The sequence below is a fragment of the Streptomyces sp. BK79 genome, assembly GCF_044142145.1.
Classification (GTDB): domain Bacteria; phylum Actinomycetota; class Actinomycetes; order Streptomycetales; family Streptomycetaceae; genus Streptomyces.
In genome coordinates this window covers 163,432-177,735 of record NZ_JBHVOC010000008.1, presented here as the reverse complement: position 1 = coordinate 177,735, position 14,304 = coordinate 163,432, and the positions used below count along the sequence as shown (strand labels likewise).

The window sequence follows — 14,304 nt, the reverse complement described above, 5'->3', positions numbered from 1 at the left end:
TCTCCGTTCTGGTGCGTCGTGCGTGGGTCGTACGGGAAGCGCCGGTACAGGAAGCGCTTTCTCCGCGTGCAGGGGTGTGCGGAGGTCTTTCGTGGCGTACGGGGTTCAGCCGGCGTACGGGTCCCGCACCTTGCCCGGGCGGGCCAGGAACTCGAAGTCGCAGCCGGTGTCGGCCTGGGTGATCTGTTCGTTGTAGAGCGCGCCGTAGCCCCGCTCGTACCGGGCGGGCGGCGGTGTCCAGGCGGCCCTGCGGCGCTCCAGTTCCTCGTCGTCCACGTCGAGCCGCAGGGAGCGCGCCTCGACGTCGAGGGTGATCGAGTCGCCGGTGCGCACCAGGGCGAGCGGTCCGCCGACGTACGACTCGGGGGCCACGTGCAGCACGCACGCGCCGTAACTGGTGCCGCTCATCCGGGCGTCGGAGATCCGGACCATGTCCCGCACACCCTGCTTGAGCAGGTGGTCGGGGATGGGCAGCATGCCGTACTCGGGCATGCCCGGGCCGCCCTTGGGTCCGGCGTTGCGCAGGACCAGCACGCTGTCGGCGGTGATGCCCAGCGACGGGTCGTTGATGGTGCGCTGCATCGTCTTGTAGTCGTCGAAGACCACGGCGGGACCGGTGTGCCTCAGCAGGTGCGGTTCGGCGGAGATGTGCTTGATGACGGCGCCGTCGGGGCAGAGGTTGCCGCGCAGGACGGCGACCCCGCCCTCGGGCGCGACGGGGTTGTCGCGGAGGCGGATGACGTCGTCGTCGTGGACGAGGGCGCCTTCCAGTTGTTCGCGCATCGTGTCGTGCGCGACGGTGGGGCGGTCCAGGTGGAGCAGGTCGGTGATGCGGGAGAGGAAGCCGGGCAGGCCGCCGGCGAAGTGGAAGTCCTCCATCAGGTACTTCTGTCCGCCGGGCCGGACGTCGGCCAGGACCGGGACCGTGCGGGCGACGCGGTCGAAGTCGTCCAGGGTGAGGGTGACGCCGGCGCGGCCCGCCATGGCGATCAGGTGGATCACGGCGTTGGTGGAGCCGCCGAGTCCGAGGACCGTGGTGACGGCGTCCTCGAAGGCGTCGGCCGTGAGGATGTCGCTCAGCTTCCGGTCGCGGTGGACGAGTTCGACGATGCGCAGTCCGGCGGCGGCGGCCATCCGGTCGTGCCCGGAGTCGACGGCCGGGATGCTGGAGGCGCCGGGGACCGTGACGCCCAGGGCCTCGGCGGCGGCGGTCAGCGTGGAGGCGGTCCCCATCGTCATGCAGTGGCCGGGCGAGCGGGCCAGGCCGCTCTCCAACTCCTGCATCTCGCAGTCGCCGATGAGGCCGGCCCGCTTGTCGTCCCAGTACTTCCACATGTCGGTGCCGGAGCCGAGGGTCTCGCCCCGCCAGTGCCCGGGCAGCATGGGCCCGGCGGGCACGAAGACCGCGGGCAGGTCCACCGAGGCGGCGCCCATGAGCAGGGCGGGGGTGGACTTGTCGCAGCCGCCCATCAGGACGGCGCCGTCGACCGGGTAGGAGCGCAGCAGCTCCTCGGTCTCCATGGCGAGGAGGTTGCGGTAGAGCATCGGGGTCGGCTTCTGGAAGGTCTCGCTGAGCGTGGAGACCGGGAACTCCAGCGGGAAGCCGCCCGCCTGCCACACGCCCCGCTTGACCGCCTGGGCGCGATCGCGCAGGTGGACGTGGCAGGGGTTGATGTCGGACCAGGTGTTGAGGATCGCGATGACGGGCTTGCCGAGGTGCTCCTCGGGCAGGTAGCCGAGCTGGCGGGTGCGGGCGCGGTGGCTGAAGGAGCGCAGTCCGTCGGTGCCGTACCACTGGTGGCTGCGGAGGTCCTCGGGGCGCTTGCGGGCGGGGCCGGTCATATCGACCACCCCGCGGCGATGGCGGCGACCTCGGCGCGCTCGTCCTCCGGCAGGGGCTTGCTCGGCGGGCGGACCTCCCTGCGGCACAGGCCGAGTGAGGCGAGGGCCTCCTTGACCACGGTGACGTTGTTGGCGGAGCCGTTGGCGGCGCGCAGTTCCTCGAAGCGGCGGATCTGCTCCCAGACCTTCATGGCGGCCGTGTAGTCGCCGGACCGCAGCGCCTCGATCATGTTCAGCGAGACGGCCGGGGCGACGTTCACGAGGCCCGAGGTGAAGCCGGTGGCGCCCGCGGAGAAGTACGAGGGCGCGTACGGCTCGGCCAGCCCGGCGACCCACACGAAGCGCTCCAGGCCGGCGTCGCGGGCGAAGGCGGCGAATCTGGCGGCGTCCGGGACGGCGTACTTCACGCCGATGACGTTGGGGCAGGCGTCGGCGAGTTCGGCGAGCCGGGCGCCGGTGAGCTGCGCGTTGCGGATGTAGGGGACGACGCCCAGCGCGGGCACGGCCTCGGCGATGGCGCGGTGGTAGTCGACCCAGCCGCCCTGGGAGACGTAGGGGTGGACGGGCTGGTGGACCATCACCATGGTGGCGCCCAGGTCGCGGGCGTGCCGCGCGGAGGCGACCGCGGTGGGCAGGTCGTGTCCGACGCCGACCAGGATGTCCGCGCGGTCGCCGGCCTCCTCGGCGGTCAGCTCGGTGACGAGGCGGCGCTCGGCCGGCGTGAGGGCGTAGAACTCGCCGGTGTTGCCGTTCGGGGTGAGGGTCGTGATGCCACCGTCGAGGAGACGACGCAGCAGGGCCCGGTAGACGGTGGGGTCCACGGTGCCGTCCTCGGCGAACGGGGTCACCGGGATCGCCACCACGTCGGCCAGGGCCGCCCGCTGGGTCTCGAACGTCGCTGTCATGCCTGACCGTCCTCTTCCTGGGCCGCCGTCCCCGCTTCGGGGAAGGCCCGCTCGACGAACGACGCGATGTGCGCGTGCAGGGCGCGGGCCGCGCCGTCCGCGTCTCCGGCGAGGGCGAGGCGCAGGATCTCCTGGTGCTCGCCGGCCTCGCGTTCCCAGGAGGGGTCGGCGGCCCAGGCGACGGCGGAGACGAGGGCCGCCTGGTCGCGGACCTCGTCGAGCATCCGGCCGAGCAGCGGGTTGCCGCACGGCACGTACAGGGCGCGGTGGAACTCCCGGTTGGCCAGCGACCGTTCGGCGGTGTCCGTGGCCTGGTCGGCCTGGGTCAGCGCGTCCCGGGCGGCGTCCAGGGAGGCTCCCCGGCGCACCGCGCGCCTGAGCGCCTCGGGCTCCAGGAGCAGCCGCACGTCGTAGACCTCGCGCGCCATGTCCGCGTCCACCATGCGCACGGTGACGCCCTTGTACTGGCTCATGACGACCAGTCCGGTACCGGCCAGGGTCTTGAGCGCCTCGCGCACCGGTGTCTTGGACACCCCGAACTGTGCGGCGAGGTCGGTCTCGACCAGGGCCTGGCCGGGCGTCAGCCGGCCGGTGAGGATGCGGCGTTTGATCTCCTCCAGCACGTACTGCGTGCGGGAGGGGATCGGCGTGGGCACAGAGGTCATGCGCGCCTCTCGGAATCTCGCGTCGGATGCGCGGACCTCGGACACCGGGCCGTCCCTGGATCTGAATCCCTGATCCGGGCCCGGAATCTGATCTCGCGTATCGCGTCTCATATATGACGTACGGAGTACGACGCGTTGAAGGTAAGAGGGGCGCGAGGCCACGTCAATGCTTCTGACAAAGGAAGTTGAGGTTCTGGTGCCGCTCCTAGGCGGGGCGCGTCCAGCCCGGGTCGCGTCCGCTCAGGCCCACCGCCCGGTCCAGCAGCGGCGCGTCGGCGGGGACGGCGACGACGGGACCGAACATGCCGGCGTCCCGGTCGGCCTCCTCGGCGGCGGCGGAGAGCAGGCCGTACGACGCCTGGAGGGCCGCCGGGTCGGGGCGGTACTCCTGGCCGGTGGCGCGGGCCAGGTCCCAGCCGTGGATCACCAGTTCGTCGGCGACCACGGCACCGCACACCTCGCCGGGCAGGTCGATCCCGCCGGCCCGGGTCATGCCGGTCCAGGCGTCCGGGGCGCGCCAGGCCTCGGCGAGTTCCCCGAGCACCTTCGCCAGCTCCTCGCGCCAGCCGGGGCCGATGTCCGGCACGGCCGCCCCGGGGTCGGTGTCGGTCGTGGCGCCCAGGTCCTTGCGCGCGGCGTCGCGGAAGGCGACGGCCAGGCCGGTCAGGTGGCCGAGCAGGTTGCGGACCGCCAGGTCCGGGCACGGCGTCGGGTCGTCGAGACGGGCGTCGCCCACACCCTCGGCGAGGCGGGTGAGGACGCGGGTCTGCGGTCCGAGATCGAGGGTGGTCGGGGCCTGGGTCATCGGGTGCTCCTCGGGTGTCGCGGGGACGGCTGTCCTGAGGAGGTAGACCGGTCACGGCCCCGAAACTCATCGGCGGGCGCGCCCGCTCCTAGGGCATCCGCCCGATGCCGACGGCCACCCCTCAGCCCCACGATGACCAGGCATGACGACAAGGACGACGCGCAGGCGAAGGACGGCCCCCGGATCGTGGCCCGTGGCCCGTGTCCTGCACGACCGCGACGCGGGGCTGTGTCTGGCCGGGGTGGTGGTGTCGGGTTTCGGCACCTCGGCGCTGTGGCTGGCGTCCGGGGTGTGGGTGAAGGACCTCACCGGCTCGGACGGGCTCGCGGCGCTGTGCATGCTGGCCATGTGGGCACCGGTGCTCGCGGGCCCGGCGCTGGGCACGCTCGCCGACCGGGTCCGCCGCAAGCCGCTGCTGATCGGCGTGAACCTGCTCCTGGGCGCCCTCGTGCTCACCCTCCTCACCGTCGACTCGCCGGACACCCTGTGGCTGCTGTTCGCGGTGCTGTTCGTCTACGGCGCGGCGGGCGTGGTCCACGACGCGGCCGAGTCGGCGCTCGTCGCCGCCGCCGTCGACCCGCGCCTGCTCGGCGACTTCAACGGGCTGCGCACGACCGCGAGCGAGGGTATGAAGCTCGTGGCGCCCCTGGCCGGCGCGGGCCTGTACGCGGCGTACGGCGGCCCCGGCGTGGTCCTGCTGGACGCGGCGACGTTCGTGCTGGCCACGGGGCTGTACGCCGCTCTGCGCGTGCGGGAGGCGAGGCCCGAGCGGCCCACCGTGAGCCGGCGGCGCGGGACGGCCGAGGGCGCCCGGTACCTGTGGGGGCACCCCCGGCTGCGCCCGCTGGTCCTCGCGGGCGGCGCCATGATGCTGTGCGCGGGCGTCTGCGGGCCCACGCTGTACGCCGTGGTCGACTCCCTGGGGCACTCCCCCGCGTACGCCGGTGTGCTGTACGCCGTCCAGGGCGCCGGGTCGGTGACGGTCGGGCTGCTGGCCGGGCCCGCCCTGCGCAGAGTGGGCGGACGGCGGTTCGCGGCGGCCGGGATCGCGCTGCTGGCCGCGGCGGTGGCCGTGCGGGCCGTGCCGTACGACGCGGTGGCCCTGGTGTCCTGCGCGGCGGCCGGGGCGGGGATGCCGGCGGTGCTGATCGCCGCCCTGACCGCCGTCCAGCGGGAGACGCCGGGGCCGCTGCTGGGCCGGGTCACGGCCACGGCCCACTCCCTGGTCTTCGCACCGAACGTGCTCGGCCTGGCGGCGGGCGCGGTGCTGGTGGAACGTGCCGACCTCCGCATACTGCTGCCCGCCCTGGGGGCCGTCCTGCTGGCGACGGCGGTACCGCTCGCCCGCCGGCCGGCGGAGACCGAGGGGACGTGAGCACGGGGCCCGGAGGCACCCGCGCGCCCCTCAGGCGTCCCCCGCCCTCATCTCACCGCTCCCTCAGGCGTCCCCCGCCCTCACCTCGCCGCCAGCCCGGCCCGTACCGCCTCCAGGTCCCCGTCCGACGCCAGCCCCGCGTGGTACAGCCGCAGTTGTGTCGCGCCCAGGTCACGCGCGCGGGCCGCGTCGTCGGCGAGGGTGTGCGGGCTGCCGCCCATGCCGGAGACCACGGTGAGGTTGGCGGCCAGGACGGCGCCGGCGCGGCCCTGCTCGGCGAAGGGGCTCAGCAGGCCCGCGCCGCCCGTGCAGGGAACGACCACGCCGTCCGCCACGGAGAGGATGTGCGCGGGGTCGACACCGGCGTTGGCGCCGCAGTGGTACGACACCGGGTCGGCGTGCAGCAGGACCTGGAAGCCGTCGGGCGCGGCGGTGCGCACGGCCGCGACCGCCTCCTCCTGGAGCGTGCGGGCCCGCTCGTCCCGCCATACGCGGGTCGCCTCGGCCGACGCCTCGCCGAGCAGTTTCCCGACGCCCGCCCAGCCGCCGTCCGAGGGCACCGTCCCCCGCCACACCGGCTCCAGCGCTGCGCGCACGGCGGCGGCGAGTTCGTCGGGGTCGAGGCCCTGACCGCCGTAGCCCGCCCGGCAGTGCGGGCAGAAGCACAGCGACATCAGGTACTGCCCGGCGTCCCCGAGCGCGACCCCGCCCGTCTTGTCGTGTGCGTGCAGGTGGGCGAGCCCGTACCAGCCGAGGGACTCCAGCTCGGTGCCGCGCGCCCCGTCCCGCGTGGCCGCCTCGGCGGCCAGGGCGGTGAGGTACGCGCGGGTGGCGGGCTGGGCGATGCAGGGTGCCCAGGGGTAGCGGTCGCCGTAGGCGTTGACGACCGAGGTGTGCGGGTGCTCGGCGCCGAGGCGGGAGCTGTGGGCGAGGACGACCCAGGTGTGCACCTCCACTCCCGCGTCCGCGAGGGCGGCGGCGGCCTCGCCCCAGGCGTCGCCGGGCGCCCAGTCCCCGGCCTCGTACGGGCGGAACTCGCGGCCCTCCCAGCGGGCGGCGTCCGGCGGGTAGAGGGCGGCGGCGTACTCGGCGGTGACGACGCGGTGGCGGGGGTGGCGGGGGGTGAGGGCGCGGGTGGAGTGGTAGGCGGCGGCGAGCGTCACCTGCTCCACGCCGGTGCCGGCGATGAGCCGCGCCGCCGCCGGGTCCCCGTTGACGTCCCAGGGGTAGACGAACGCCGACGCCTTCACGCGCCCTCCCCCGCGCTCGCGTCGTCCAGCAGCGCGTGGCCGTGCTCGATGATGCGGGCCAGTCGCTTCACGTGGTCCTCGGCCGGCTCCTGCAACGGCGGCCGCACCTCGCCCACGTCCAGGCCCCGCAGCCGTACGCCCGCCTTCACCAGGGCGACGGCGTAGCCGCGGCCCTGGGCGCGCAGTTCGACGAAGGGCCGGTAGAAGCCGTCAAGCAGCCGGTGCGCCGTGGCCTCGTCGCCCGTGCGGAGCGAGCGGTGGAAGGCGAGGGCGATCTCGGGGGCGAAGCAGAACACGGCGGACGAGTAGAGGGGGACGCCGAGCGCGCGGTAGGCGAGCTGGGTCTGTTCGGCGGTCGGCAGCCCGTTGAAGTAGAGGAACTCGCCGGGGGCCTCGGTGCGCACGGCGCTGATGATCCGCTGCATGAGGTCGAGGTCGCCGAGCCCGTCCTTGAGGCCGACGATCCCCTCGGTACGGGCCAGCCCGGCCACGGTCTCCGGGGTGAGGACGGCGTTGTCGCGCTGGTAGACGATCACCGGCAGGGAGGTCGCCGCGGTCACCTCCCGGTAGTGCCGCAGCAGCCCCTCCTGCCCGGCGAGCACCAGGTACGGCGGCATGGCGAGCAGCCCGTCGGCCCCCGCCTCCTCGGCGAGGCGGGCGTAGCGCACGGCGAGGGCGGTGCCGTAGCCCGTGCCCGCCACGACGGGTACCCGTCCGGCGGTCTCCTCGACGGCCGCCCGGACGCAGGCCTGGAACTCCTCGGGCGTGAGCGCGTGGAACTCACCGGTGCCGCAGCAGGCGAACACGGCGGCGGCCCCGGCCTCGACCCCGGCGCGCACATGGGCGCGGTAGACGTCGAGGTCGACCTCGCCGCCGGGTCCGTAGGCCGTGACGGGGAAGAACAGCGGCCCGCCGGGAGCGGCGAGCCGGGTGGCGAGAGGGGCTGAGGTCACGGGCGCTCCCCATTCCGTATCCATGGGCGACGTCATGGCGACGTGTTGGCGACGTCATCGCGTCGTCGTCATGGCATCGAGTCGTCATAGCGTCGTCGTCATATGCGTGATCTGCGTCCATATTTCTGAACGCGCCCACGCTAAGCCGCCCCGCCAACACCGTCAAGCATGCGGGCCCTTGACGCGTGACCACCGGTTCTTTAGCGTGTCCACGCATATGAACGGCGGGCGCCCACAGGGACGTCGTCGCTTCAGCCGTCGCTTCAGCCGCCGTTCCGGCAGATCCGCCGCAGACCCACCGCAGACCAGCCGCAGACCCACAGGAGACCTAGGAGTCCCGAGGATGCCCGCACCCCGCACCGTCCTGCTCACCGGCGCCGCCGGCGGTCTCGGCACCCTGATGCGGAACCTGCTCCCCGCCTTCGGCTACGACCTGCGCCTGCTCGACCTGCGCCCGATCGAGGGCGAGCCGGACGCGATCGTCGCCGACCTCGCCGACCGGGCGGCCCTGCGCGAGGCGGTCCGGGGCGTCGACGCGATCATCCACCTCGCCGGCATCTCCCTGGAAGCCCCGTTCGAGAAGATCCTGAAGGCCAACATCGAGGGCACGTACAACGTCTACGAGGCCGCCCGCGAGGAGGGCGTGGGACGCATCGTCTTCGCCTCCTCCAACCACGCCGTCGGCTACACCCCGCGCCCGCGGGGCGACGACCCGCTCATCCCGATCGACACCCCGCGCCGCCCGGACACCTTCTACGGCCTGTCCAAGTCCTTCGGCGAGGACCTCGCGCAGTTCTACTGGGACAAGCACGGCCTGGAGACCGTCTCGGTCCGCATCGGCTCCTGCTTCCCGGAGCCGACCAGCGTGCGCATGCTCTCGGTGTGGATGAGCCCCGCCGACGGCGCCCGCCTCTTCCACGCCGCCCTGACCGCCGAGGGCGTCGGGCACACCGTCGTCCACGGCTCCTCCGCCAACACCCGCCTGTGGTGGGACCTCACCTCCGCGCGAGCCCTCGGTTACGAGCCGTGCGACGACTCCGAGCCGTACGCCGAGAAGCTGATCGCCGAACAGGGCGACCTCGACCCGGACGACCCGGCGCACGCCCGCCTGGGCGGCCACTTCGTCACCGACCCCCCGATCTGGCCGTACTGACCGGAACCGGTCGGCCATCGAGGCGGGCGGGCACCGAACGGGCCCGCCCGCCTCGGCATGCGGGCACCCGTGCCGCCCGTTCCCACCCCTCCTCCCGCTGCCTGCCAGGTCCCGGACGGGCACCCGGCGGCCGAAGCGGGCAGGAACGGGCAGCATCGCCCGGGCAACAGGCCTGGTCAGTGCCGCACGGCCGCTGTAGAACTTCCCCCAAGGACCTTCCGGGCCCGAACGGGCAGGGACACGGCGACGAGGCGGTGGGGCGGGTGTTCGGCATGGGCACGAAGACGGCGGAGGAGCGCCGGCACGAGATCGTGCGGGTCGCCCGCGCCACCGGCTCCGTCGACGTCACCGCCCTCGCGGCCGACCTGGGCGTCGCCAAGGAGACCGTACGGCGTGACCTGCGCGCCCTGGAGGACCACGGCCTGGTCCGCCGCACCCACGGCGGCGCCTACCCCGTGGAGAGCGCCGGGTTCGAGACGACGCTCGCCTTCCGCGCCACCAGCCACGTGCCCGAGAAGCGCCGGGTCGCCGCCGCCGCGGCCGAGCTGCTCGGCGACGCCGAGACGGTCTTCGTCGACGAGGGCTTCACCCCCCAGCTCATCGCCGAGGCCCTCCCCCGGGACCGGCCGCTGACCGTGGTCACCGCGTCCCTGCCGGTCGCCGGCGCGCTCGCCGAGGCCGGCGACACCTCCGTCCTGCTGCTCGGCGGCCGGGTCCGCCCGGGCACGCTCGCCACCGTCGATCACTGGACGACGAAGATGCTGTCCGGCTTCGTCATCGACCTCGCCTACATCGGCGCCAACGGCATCTCCCGCGAACACGGCCTCACCACCCCCGACCCGGCCGTCAGCGAGGTCAAGGCCCAGGCGATCCGCGCCGCCCGCCGCACCGTCTTCGCGGGCACGCACACCAAGTTCGGGGCGGTCAGCTTCTGCCGGTTCGCCGAGGTCGGCGCCCTGGAGGCGATCGTCACCAGCACCCTGCTGCCCACGGCCGAGGCCCACCGCTACTCGCTGCTGGGACCCCAGGTCATCCGCGTCTGACCGAGACCCACGAAGCCGGCCCCCGAAGCCTGCTCGCGTCCCCTCCCGCGGCACCCCACGCCTTCTTCCGCCCTCTATCTCCCTATTCCTCCCTATTCCTCCCCATAAGTTCAGGAGCGATCCATGCGAACCCAGAGCCGACGGAGGCCGCGAGCCACGCTCGCCACGGCCGCCGCAGGGACGCTGCTCGCCCCGCTGCTCTCCGGCTGCTGGGTCGGGGCGGGCGGGGCCGGATCAGGCGGCGACTCCCTCAACGTCCTCATGGTCAACAACCCGCAGATGGTGGAGCTGCAGAAGCTCACCGCCGACCACTTCACCGAGGAGACCGGCATCAAGGTGAACTTCACCGTCCTGCCGGAGAACGACGTCCGCGACAAGATCAGCCAGGACTTCGCCAACCAGGCGGGCCAGTACGACGTCGCCACCCTCTCCAACTACGAGATACCGATCTACGCCCGCAACGAGTGGCTGCGCCCCATGGACCCCTACGTCGCCGAGGACCCCGCGTACGACGAGAAGGACGTCCTGGGGCCGATGCGCGAGTCCCTCACCGGCGACGACGGCAAGCTCTACGGCCAGCCCTTCTACGGCGAGTCGTCCTTCCTGATGTACCGCAAGGACGTGTTCGCGAAAGAGGGCCTGACCATGCCCGAGCACCCCACCTGGACCCAGGTCGCCGACCTCGCCGAGCGGCTCGACGGCGCGGAACCCGGCATGAAGGGCATCTGCCTGCGCGGCCTGCCCGGCTGGGGCGAGCTGATGGCCCCGCTGACGACGGTCGTGAACACCTTCGGCGGCACCTGGTTCGACCAGGACTGGCAGGCCCGGCTCGACTCGCCGGAGTGGGAGAAGGCGACGAAGTTCTATGTCGGCCTGGTCCGCGAGCACGGCCAGTCCGGCGCCGCCCAGTCCGGCTTCGCCGAGTGCCTGAACAACATGACGCAGGGCAAGGTCGCCATGTGGTACGACGCCACCTCCGCGGCCGGCTCCCTGGACTCGGCCGAGTCCCCGGTCCGGGGCAAGGTCGGCTACGCCCCGGCCCCCGTGGAGCGGACCGAGTCCTCCGGCTGGCTCTACACCTGGGCCTGGGGCATCCAGAAGGCCTCCCGCAACGCCGACAAGGCCTGGAAGTTCGTCTCCTGGGCGTCCGGCAAGGAGTACGAGCAGCTCGTCGGCGACGAGATCGGCTGGTCGAACGTCCCGGCCGGCAAGCGCGCCTCCACGTACGAGAACCCGGCCTACGTCGAGGAGGCCGCCGCCTTCCAGGAGATGACCCGGGAGGCCATCGAGGGCGCCAGGCCGAACGATCCCGGCGTGCAGCCCCGCCCCGCGCCCGGCATCCAGTTCGTCGGCATCCCCGAGTTCACCGACCTCGGGACCAAGGTCTCCCAGGAGATCAGCGCGGCCATCGCCGGACGCCAGTCCGTCGGACAGGCCCTGAAGAAGTCCCAGCAGCTCGCCGAGAAGATCTCCGAGGAGTACGAGGGACGATGACCGCCACGACCACGGCCCCCTCGGCCGCCCCCGACCACGTACGCGCCCCCGTCCGCCCGCCCTCCCCCAGGCTGCGGGCCTGGGCCACCCGGGCCCCGCTCCTGCCCGCCCTGATCTTCATGATCGCGGTCACCCAGTTGCCCTTCGTGGCGACCCTGGTGATCTCCTTCTTCGACTGGAACTCCCTCTATCCGGACGCCCGCCACTTCACGGGCTTCAGCAACTACGGCGACGTCCTCGGCGACCCGGACCTGCGCAAGTCGGTGTGGACGACGATCCTGCTGACGGTGGCCGTGGTCCTGGCGAGCCTGGTCCTCGGCCTGGCCCTCGCCCTGCTGCTGGACCGCGGGTTCAAGGGCCGGGGCGTGGTCCGCACCATGCTGATCGCCCCGTTCCTGGTGGTCCCGGTGGCGGCGGCCCTGCTGTGGAAACACGTCCTCTACAACCCCGAATACGGGCTGCTCAACGGCCTGTTGCACTACGTCGGCGGCCCGCAGCCCGACTGGATCTCCAACACCCCGCTGCTCGCGGTCGAGGCCGCGCTGGTGTGGCAGTGGACGCCCTTCATGATGCTGATCCTGCTGGCCGGACTCCAGAGCCGCGACCAGCAGCAGATCGAGGCCGCCCGGGTGGACGGCGCGAGCGACTGGCAGATCTTCGTCCACCTCACCCTGCCCCACCTGCGCCGCTACCTGGAGCTGGGTGCCCTGCTCGGCTCGATCTACATCGTGCAGAACTTCGACGCGGTCTTCACGATCACGTCCGGCGGCCTGGGCACCGCCAACCTGCCCTACACCGTCTACCAGAGCTTCTACCAGGCCCACGAGAACGGCCTCGCCTCGGCCGCGGGCGTCCTGGTCGTCATCGGCTCGATCGTCATCGCCACCTTCGCCTTGCGTGTGGTGTCGTCCCTGTTCCGCGAGGAGGTCGGCCGCGCATGACCGCCACCGCCGTACGCCCCGTCGTCACCGGCACGAAGCCCGCACGGTCCCGCCGCGGGGCCGGGGCCGGCCTCGGCCTGGTCGCCTGGCTGGCCGGAGTCGTCTTCTTCCTGCCCATCGCCTGGATGGCCCTGACCTCCTTCCACTCGGAGGAGGACGCCGCCACCAACCCGCCGTCCTTCGCGGCCTCCCTCACCCTGGACGGCTACCGCGAGTTCTTCGGCGCGGGCGGCGGCGCGAGCCCCTGGCCGGCGCTGGCCAACTCGGCGGTGGCGTCGATCGTGTCGACGCTGCTCGTCCTGGTACTGGCCCTGCCCGCCGCGTACGCCCTCTCCATCCGCCCGGTGAAGAAGTGGACGGACGTCCTGTTCTTCTTCCTGTCCACCAAGATGCTGCCGGTGGTGGCGGGCCTGCTGCCGATCTACCTCTTCGCCAAGAACACCGGCCTGCTGGACAACATCTGGCTGCTGGTCCTCCTCTACACCTCCATGAACCTGCCGATCGCGGTGTGGATGATGCAGTCCTTCCTCGCCGAGGTCCCGGTCGCGATCATCGAGGCGGCCCGGGTGGACGGCGCGCGGCTGCCGACGATCCTGGCCCGGGTGGTCGCCCCGATCGCCCTCCCCGGCATCGCCGCGACCTCCCTGATCTGCTTCATCTTCAGCTGGAACGAACTGCTCTTCGCCCGGGTGCTGACGGGCGTGGTCGCCGAGACCGCCCCCGTCTTCCTGACCGGCTTCATCACCAGCCAGGGCCTGTTCCTGGCCAAGGTGTGCGCCGCGTCGCTCGTCATCTCCCTGCCGGTGCTCGCCGCGGGGTTCGCCGCCCAGGACAAACTGGTCCAGGGCCTGTCGTTGGGAGCCGTGAAATGAAGGCCGCCGTCATCGAGTCCGTGGGCCGTGCCGTCGTCACCGAGGTCCCGGACCCGACGCCAGGGCCGCGCGAGGTCGTCGTCGAGGTCGCCGCCTGCGGCCTGTGCGGCACCGACCTGCACATCCTCCAGGGCGAGTTCGCCCCCAAGCTCCCGATCGTGCCGGGCCACGAGTTCGCCGGCGCGGTGGTCGGCGTCGGCACCCGGGTCACGGAGGTTGCGGTCGGTGACCGGGTCGCCGTCGACCCCTCCCTCTATTGCCACGAGTGCCGCTACTGCCGCACCGGCCACAACAACCTCTGCGAGCGCTGGGCGGCCATCGGCGTGACGACGGCGGGCGGCGCGGCGACGTACGCGGTGGCCCCCGTGGCGAACTGCGTGAAGCTCCCCGAGCACGTCCGCACCCAGGACGCGGCCCTGATCGAGCCCCTGTCCTGCGCGGTCCGCGGCTACGACGTCCTCCGGTCCCGCCTCGGCGCCCACGTCCTGATCTACGGCTCCGGCACGATGGGCCTGATGATGCTGGAGCTGGCCAAGCGGACGGGAGCGGCCAGCGTCGACATGGTCGACCTCAACCCGGCCCGTCTGGAGACCGCCCGCGGCCTCGGCGTCTCGGGCTCGGCGGCGACCCCGGACGAGCTGGACCGCCCGCAGGGCTGGGACCTCGTCATCGACGCGACCGGCAACGCGGCGGCCATCCAGGACGGACTGGACCGGGTCGCCAAGGCGGGCACGTTCCTCCAGTTCGGCGTCGCCGACTACGCGACCCGGGTCCGGATCGACCCGTACCGCATCTACAACCAGGAGATCACCATCACCGGCTCGATGGCGGTCCTGCACAGCTACGAACGCGCGGCGGAACTCTTCGCGGGCGGCATCCTCGACCCGGACGTCTTCATCAGCGACCGCATCCCCCTGGACCGCTACCCGCAGGCGCTGGAGCAGTTCGCGGCGGGCGTGGGACGGAAGATCGTGGTCGTGCCGTGAGCCCTTCGGGGGTCCGGGAC

Annotated in this window: 13 protein-coding genes; 7 read left to right on the top strand and 6 right to left on the bottom strand. The window is 72.8% G+C overall.

What is annotated here, in order from left to right:
- Positions 1-105: 105 nt before the first annotated feature.
- From araD to ACFIF2_RS12430, 4 genes are all read right to left on the bottom strand, one after another.
- On the bottom strand, positions 106-1,842 hold the full coding sequence (gene araD / locus ACFIF2_RS12445) for an L-arabinonate dehydratase (protein ID WP_395572649.1): 1,737 nt from the start codon (positions 1,840-1,842) through the stop codon (positions 106-108).
- A complete protein-coding gene (locus ACFIF2_RS12440; RefSeq protein ID WP_395572648.1) occupies positions 1,839-2,747 on the bottom strand; it encodes a dihydrodipicolinate synthase family protein in 909 nt (302 codons plus the stop codon). Before ACFIF2_RS12440 ends, araD begins: the two co-directional genes overlap by 4 nt.
- Positions 2,744-3,412 carry a GntR family transcriptional regulator gene (locus ACFIF2_RS12435; RefSeq protein ID WP_310873985.1) on the bottom strand — a complete coding sequence of 223 codons (669 nt, stop codon included), beginning with the start codon at positions 3,410-3,412 and terminating at the stop codon, positions 2,744-2,746. Before ACFIF2_RS12435 ends, ACFIF2_RS12440 begins: the two co-directional genes overlap by 4 nt.
- 205 nt (positions 3,413-3,617) lie before the next feature.
- Positions 3,618-4,217, bottom strand: coding sequence for a TIGR03086 family metal-binding protein (locus ACFIF2_RS12430; RefSeq protein WP_395572647.1), 600 nt, complete (start codon positions 4,215-4,217; stop codon positions 3,618-3,620).
- A gap of 142 nt (positions 4,218-4,359) precedes the next feature.
- Here ACFIF2_RS12430 and ACFIF2_RS12425 point away from each other — a divergent pair, with 142 nt between their 5' ends.
- On the top strand, positions 4,360-5,592 hold the full coding sequence (locus ACFIF2_RS12425; RefSeq protein WP_395572646.1) for an MFS transporter: 1,233 nt from the start codon (positions 4,360-4,362) through the stop codon (positions 5,590-5,592).
- A gap of 80 nt (positions 5,593-5,672) precedes the next feature.
- On the opposite strand, the gene ACFIF2_RS12420 is transcribed toward ACFIF2_RS12425, so the two are convergent.
- Together ACFIF2_RS12420 and ACFIF2_RS12415 are read right to left on the bottom strand one after the other, a co-directional pair.
- Positions 5,673-6,842 carry a hypothetical protein gene (locus ACFIF2_RS12420; RefSeq protein WP_395572645.1) on the bottom strand — a complete coding sequence of 390 codons (1,170 nt, stop codon included), beginning with the start codon at positions 6,840-6,842 and terminating at the stop codon, positions 5,673-5,675.
- Positions 6,839-7,795 (bottom strand): 5-dehydro-4-deoxyglucarate dehydratase, encoded by a 957-nt coding sequence (locus ACFIF2_RS12415; RefSeq protein ID WP_395572644.1) that lies wholly within the window; start codon positions 7,793-7,795, stop codon positions 6,839-6,841. Before ACFIF2_RS12415 ends, ACFIF2_RS12420 begins: the two co-directional genes overlap by 4 nt.
- Before the next feature lie 343 nt (positions 7,796-8,138).
- Here ACFIF2_RS12415 and ACFIF2_RS12410 point away from each other — a divergent pair, with 343 nt between their 5' ends.
- From ACFIF2_RS12410 to ACFIF2_RS12385, 6 genes are all read left to right on the top strand, one after another.
- Positions 8,139-8,948, top strand: a complete 810-nt coding sequence (locus ACFIF2_RS12410; protein WP_395572643.1) for an NAD-dependent epimerase/dehydratase family protein — start codon at positions 8,139-8,141, stop codon at positions 8,946-8,948.
- Between the two features lie 272 nt (positions 8,949-9,220).
- Positions 9,221-9,991 (top strand): DeoR/GlpR family DNA-binding transcription regulator, encoded by a 771-nt coding sequence (locus tag ACFIF2_RS12405; RefSeq protein WP_395572642.1) that lies wholly within the window; start codon positions 9,221-9,223, stop codon positions 9,989-9,991.
- Between the two features lie 123 nt (positions 9,992-10,114).
- Complete coding sequence (locus ACFIF2_RS12400; RefSeq protein WP_395572641.1) at positions 10,115-11,485, top strand: ABC transporter substrate-binding protein; 1,371 nt, start codon at positions 10,115-10,117, stop codon at positions 11,483-11,485.
- A complete protein-coding gene (locus tag ACFIF2_RS12395) occupies positions 11,482-12,426 on the top strand; it encodes a carbohydrate ABC transporter permease (protein WP_395572640.1) in 945 nt (314 codons plus the stop codon). The genes ACFIF2_RS12400 and ACFIF2_RS12395 overlap by 4 nt, the downstream gene beginning before the upstream one ends.
- On the top strand, positions 12,423-13,298 hold the full coding sequence (locus ACFIF2_RS12390) for a carbohydrate ABC transporter permease (protein ID WP_395572639.1): 876 nt from the start codon (positions 12,423-12,425) through the stop codon (positions 13,296-13,298). The genes ACFIF2_RS12395 and ACFIF2_RS12390 overlap by 4 nt, the downstream gene beginning before the upstream one ends.
- Positions 13,295-14,284: a zinc-dependent alcohol dehydrogenase family protein gene (locus ACFIF2_RS12385; RefSeq protein WP_395572638.1), complete on the top strand. Its 990-nt coding sequence runs from the start codon at positions 13,295-13,297 to the stop codon at positions 14,282-14,284. The genes ACFIF2_RS12390 and ACFIF2_RS12385 overlap by 4 nt, the downstream gene beginning before the upstream one ends.
- Positions 14,285-14,304 lie beyond the last annotated feature (20 nt).